Annotated in this window: 4 protein-coding genes and 1 pseudogene; 2 read left to right on the plus strand and 3 right to left on the minus strand. The window is 47.1% G+C overall.

Annotated features, from left to right (window positions below):
• From BM025_RS18640 to BM025_RS18650, 3 genes are all read right to left on the minus strand, one after another.
• Positions 1-357: response regulator (locus tag BM025_RS18640; protein WP_090875504.1), on the minus strand; the 357-nt coding region annotated here is incomplete at its 3' end.
• Positions 354-2,183, minus strand: a complete 1,830-nt coding sequence (locus tag BM025_RS18645) for a CHASE domain-containing protein (RefSeq protein ID WP_085849200.1) — start codon at positions 2,181-2,183, stop codon at positions 354-356. The genes BM025_RS18640 and BM025_RS18645, both read right to left, overlap by 4 nt.
• Positions 2,183-2,884: a response regulator gene (locus BM025_RS18650; protein ID WP_085849201.1), complete on the minus strand. Its 702-nt coding sequence runs from the start codon at positions 2,882-2,884 to the stop codon at positions 2,183-2,185. Before BM025_RS18650 ends, BM025_RS18645 begins: the two co-directional genes overlap by 1 nt.
• A 176-nt stretch (positions 2,885-3,060) precedes the next feature.
• On the opposite strand from BM025_RS18650, the gene BM025_RS18655 reads away from it, so the two are divergent.
• Together BM025_RS18655 and BM025_RS18660 are read left to right on the plus strand one after the other, a co-directional pair.
• Entirely contained in the window at positions 3,061-3,753 is a 693-nt protein-coding gene (locus BM025_RS18655; protein ID WP_170842244.1) for a sensor histidine kinase, read from the plus strand.
• A gap of 216 nt (positions 3,754-3,969) precedes the next feature.
• Positions 3,970-5,120, plus strand: a pseudogene (locus BM025_RS18660) (IS3 family transposase).
• The last annotated feature ends 411 nt before the right edge of the window (positions 5,121-5,531 follow it).

Below are 5,531 nucleotides of genomic sequence, written 5' to 3' on the forward strand. Positions count from 1 at the left end.
ATAGCCGGCCACATTGAAATTATGGGCGTTAACGATATCATCTGGATGATCAGACGTTGTGAGGATAAACACCGGCGTCGAAGACAGCCGACTATCTGCACGCATTTCTGCCAAGAGTTCAATTCCACTCATCCGTGGCATATTGATATCTAAGAGAACAATATAAGGCATCTTCAAAAGAGTATCGGGGACTTCATTACGCAAAATCGCAAGCGCTTCAATACCATCATGCGCACGTAGAATTTCGTTTTCAATTTTCAAACGAGCTAAACTACGTGTAATTTTTTCGAAATCCAAATTGTTGTCATCGACAATTAAAAATTTGGTATTGTTTTGGGATGAAGTGCCTACGCTCATGCTGCGTCCTCCAAATCTGTTGCGACCCCATTAATAGGCCAAGTAAAGTTTATACGCGTTCCGTGTCCAAGCTCTGAATCGACAGATACTTTTCCACCGTAAAATTCGACAGTCCGCTTTACGATTGAAAGCCCTATGCCTGTACTTTCAATGACATCTTTAGGCTGCAACGTTTGAAACGGTTCAAAGATTTTATCATGAAAGCGTGGATCAATACCCGGTCCGTCATCGGCAATGGTGAATTGGACCCAAGCGCCACACAGCCTGGACGAAACAATGATTTTTGCGTTGGAAAGATCATCATGGTATTTCGCAGCGTTTCCAATCAAGTTTGATAAAACCTGATCAAAGCGTGTCGCATTGGCGTGGATTAGAGGTAGTGTATTTGCCACGATTAATTGTTCATTTGACAGGGAAAGCTCATCGCGGATGCGTGTAACAAGCTCATTCACATCTACCTGTTCATTTACATGTTCTGCACTGCCTATCCCCGAATAGACCAATATCCCCTTAATGAGATTATCCATACGCAAAATCTGCTGTCGCATTCGTTTCAAGTTATATGTGACTTGCGGGTTCGCGCTTTTGCTTTCCAAATAGGATTGCAAATCTTCTTCGATATACTCGGTTAGATCGACCATTCCCCTGAGAGGTGTTTTGAGATCATGTGATGCAATATACGCGAACTTTTCCAGATCCCCGTTGGAGGTTGAAAGCTCTCTGGCTCTCGCCAGCAACTCTGCTGTGACCATATCGGCAAATTCAATCGCCCTCAGGTTCGAACGTGTGAGCAAAACAAATAGAATAAGGAGCATGGCATCAATTGATATGCCACCGAACAATATGAACAATGGCTCACTGCTTGATACGTTTTGTTGAAAATCAGACCCAGCCCAAATATCAAAAGTCCATGTTCTGCCATATAGATGAATCTCGGACGTCTTGGTGAAAACATTCCCCATTTCGGGCGCAGGCATGTCCACAGTGCTTTCAGAGTACAACACCTCATCCCCATCGCGCACAGAAAAGTGTAGTTGTCGACTACCTTGCCCCAAGGTCCCATTAATCAACTTGTGAAAAACAAAGGGCGCATAGACCATACCAACGAACCCTTTCATTTGGGCGAGAGGTAAATCGGGAGGTTCGGTCGCATAAAAGGGAGCGTAAAATAAAAAACCAGGTGTGCTTTGGGTGTCTTGAATCAAGTTAATAGGGCCTGTGATTTGAGCGCCCCCCATTGCACCGGCTTTGATAGCGGCAGTGTACCGTTTAAGTTCATGCGCCACATCTAATCCAAGAGCAGGCCCATTCATGCTTTCAGGTTCGATATATGTAATCGGAAAATGATCTTTCTTATCATGTTTTGGGAAAACACGGAAATTTGGTCGGGTCTTACGTTGCTCTTGCAAATAAACGTGTAATTGATCGGGTTGCACATGATGGATAATACCTATCCCATTGATCCCAGGGTACTTTTCCTCAAGATGAAGTGTTTTTGCGTACACATGCCATTGCTCGCGTGACATATTTCCGTTGTGCGATTGAATCGCAGAGACCCCACCCCAGAGTGCATCTTCGTATTTTTCCATTCTCTCTTCGACGAGTTTTAAAATTTGCTCGGCAGCATGGTCAAATTGCGCATTTCCATTTCGCGCAACTTGGGTGCTTGAAAAATTCCACGCAATGAGTGTCACCACGAGAGAAAAAACAACGACGGCCCAATGTATCCAGTGCAATTGTCCCGAACGCAAAAGCGCATCACGCTCTGTTTCCATACGAGCATGAACGTCCTCATTCTCGACAGGCACACCTTCCGAGGTAGACATTAATTGTCACCATCAGAAAACTGTTTGAAAACAAAACTGTTTGGCTCTGAATCGTTTTCCGTTAAAATGGAAAGAACATCGGGAACACCACCGATCACGGGCTGCCCATCAACATAAGACACTTGTTCCATGGCGCGAATGAGCAAAGAAAGGATACGCTCGTCACTCAACTCGCGCTGTACAACTTGTGTAACGGCCCCCATCGTGCGTGCGTGGATGTTGTCCATTTGCCCCTGAAGTACACGCGAGGCATGCCCCTCTAAGCGCTTGGCCGCTGTTTTCATCATCAGTTCAAGCGACGTTGTATCCAAGTCGCTTTTAGCGACATAATCTTGACATCCATTCTTGATCGCAGACACCGCCACTTCGTGCGATACTTCGCCCGTGATCATAATAGTCGCAGCTTTTGAATTTAGAGAGTGTTCACTGATCAGCTTCCGCGCCTCTAGGCCGGTTGCATTGGTAAGATGGTAGTCTAGGAAAATGATATCATAAATTTTGGTATCGAGCGCCTCAAGCATCGCATCAACGTCCCGCGCCGTGTCAATTGTCAAATACAGGCTGGTGCGGCGGCAATGCCGTTCGATGTTGTTGAGGTCAAAGGATGAGTCATCAACAATGAGGATTTGAAGCTCTTTTTCTGGGTTTCCATACTGTACCGTGGGAAAATTATCTGGAGTAACTACACTAACATTTTTCATCGTAAAACCTCCTAAAATCGCCCTCAATATGGCCGATAGTGCTTAATTAAAAGCAAACAAAATAAGAAGTAATCGAACATATATTCTGCGAAATTCTTTAAGTATGACCGGCGCGTAAAGGAATTCGAAAACAAACGCAGATATCATGTGGTTGCAGGTAAAAAGGGAGAATGGTCATGCTAAATGTAATGGCGCAAACACAGGGCTTAAGCATTTCGAACGATAGATTTGTATCTCATTTTGTTCATGATTTACGCGCATGTTTACGCGCAGCAGATGCGCTTCCCGATTGGATAGAAGAGGATTTAAAAGGGGTAACTGACAAACTTCCCGAGAGCGTTCATCGCCACCTTGCAGATATAAAAACGAACGCACAACGCGCAGACCGCTTGATTAATTCTGTCCGTGAGCTTTGCAATCTCGACGACCAAATTTATGCATCAGAAATAATAGATCTACGGCAAACCGTTCAGGCTGTGGTAAATGACAGTGCCACTCCCAGCGACTTTGAAATCAAAGTTGAAATGGTTGAACAGCTATGTCTCGTGCCGCCCGACGCTGTTCAAAGCGTTGTAAGGGCTCTTTTAGACAACGCGTTCAAGCATTATGGCACCAATGCAGGCACTGTAATCGTCACAAATATTGATACACAAGGCGCCCTTTGGGTCAGTGACAATGGGCAAGGTATCTTAGAACGCTATCATGAAAGCATCTTTGATCCATTTGCGACTTTACAATCACGAGACATTATCGAAGGAAGCGGACTGGGCCTTACAATTGCGCGCAAACAGGTGGAAAACTGGGGCGGCACTCTTAAAGTGATCCCAGAGGGGCCACTAAAAGGGGCGACGCTACAGATCAAGTTTTAAAACGCAGTTACGCGAAGCCTAGCACACCCCAATCTTCGAGCTGCGCAGGGCGGCTTGTCCGCTGAAGCTCGGTCAGAACTTCGCGACAAACTGAAGCCGACACGGCACGCATGCTCACACAAACACTTTCGGCAGACGTGCCCAATTTGTTGTCTGTGAATAGCCCCTAGATTTGTAGACGCCTTGCTTGGTAATTTTGGAAGCAAGGAGACAGTGATGTCAGGGATTAGATTTACAGATGAGTTCAAGCGTGATGCGGTCGCACAGGTTGTGGATCGAGGGTATTCGGTCGCGGAAGTTTTGGAGCGATTAGGGATCAGCACCAAGTCACTTTACACGTGGAAGGCCCAGTTTTCGAAGCCGCGCAAGCAGATCATCGAGACCACGGAGCAAGCGGCAGAGATCAGGCGCTTAAAGAAGGAACTCGCTCGCGTTTCCGAGGAACGCGATATCTTAAAAAAGGCCACCGCGTACTTCGCCAGGGATGCAAAGTGAGGTACGCATTTATGGCAGAGCATCGGTCGGTCTTTTCGGTTCGCGCTATGTGTCGCTGCCTGCGTCTGCATCCAAGCGGTTTCTATGCATGGATTAAAAACCCGTTAAGCCGTCGTGCGCAGGAAGATGCCCGTCAGACCGAGCTGTTTAAAGAGGCTTGGGAAGAGAGCGGTAACATTTACGGCTATCGCAAGCGGCATGACGACCTCTGCGACTTGGGTGAGACATGTTGCCCAAATCGTGTGGCCCGACTTGCCAGATTGGCTGGGATATATGCGTAAATTGGATATAAACGCCGCCCCGGTAAGTATGGTGGCAAGCCATCAGTCGTCGTTGATAATACACTGAACCGTCAGTTCGATGTCGAGGCCCCCAACACCGTCTGGGTGACAGATATCACCTACATCAAAACGCACGAAGGGTTCTCGTATTTGGCGGTTGTGATCGATCTGTTTTCTCGCCGCGTCGTGGGTTGGTCAATGCAGAACCGGCAGCCAACGGATTTGGTGTTGCAGGCGTTGCTAATGGCCGTCTGGCGACGCAAACCAACGAGCAAAGTCCAGGTACACTCTGACCAAGGTTCACAGTTTACAAGCATTGATTGGGCGTCATTTCTCAAACACCACAATCTAGAACACAGCATGAGCCGACGTGGAAATTGTCATGATAATACCGTGGCCGAGAGCTTCTTCAACCTGCTTAAACGCGAACGTATCCGTCGCAGGACATACAAAACCAGAGAAGACGCGAGATCCGACGTGTTCGATTACATCGAGATATTCTATAACCCAAAGCGCAAGCACGTCAGAAATGGCATGTTGTCGCCAGCTGACTTTGAAAGACAGCGACAACGGAAGCTGCAAGGCGTCTAACAAACTAGGGGCTATTCAAATGGTAGCTTTTGCAACGCTTACAATTAAACGGATGTTTTGACCATCACAAGCACAGCCAACGCCTTTACGCTTGGCAATTAGAGACAACCTCTGCGCCCAAGGCAACGCCGTCAATTTTGCGTCTGTTGCGCGATCTTTAGCTGGGCTTTGGTCTCTTATACGATTTCATAGATATGTTTTTGGGGTTTGTCTGACAGTGCTGGCAGCACAGTCGGTTGAACGGACGCTATTATTTGAGCGTCGGTTCGGTTTGGGATGTCATTGCGGCTGCTTCCACAGTGCTTCCAGTTCGCGCACGGCTTGCAAAAAGTAGCACAGTCGTAGCACCGAGCGCATGTGGCCGAAACGCCAAAAGCACCTCGATGGCGCTATCGTACTGATAATAATGTT

It is taken from the genome of Pacificibacter marinus (assembly GCF_900109555.1).
Taxonomy (GTDB): domain Bacteria; phylum Pseudomonadota; class Alphaproteobacteria; order Rhodobacterales; family Rhodobacteraceae; genus Celeribacter; species Celeribacter marinus_C.

Coding starts and splice junctions, on each gene's coding strand:
- BM025_RS18645 (WP_085849200.1), bottom strand. CDS start 2,183: ATGTCTACCTCGGAAGGTGTGCCTGTCGAGAATGAGGACGTTCATGCT.
- BM025_RS18650 (WP_085849201.1), bottom strand. CDS start 2,884: ATGAAAAATGTTAGTGTAGTTACTCCAGATAATTTTCCCACGGTACAG.
- BM025_RS18655 (WP_170842244.1), top strand. CDS start 3,061: ATGCTAAATGTAATGGCGCAAACACAGGGCTTAAGCATTTCGAACGAT.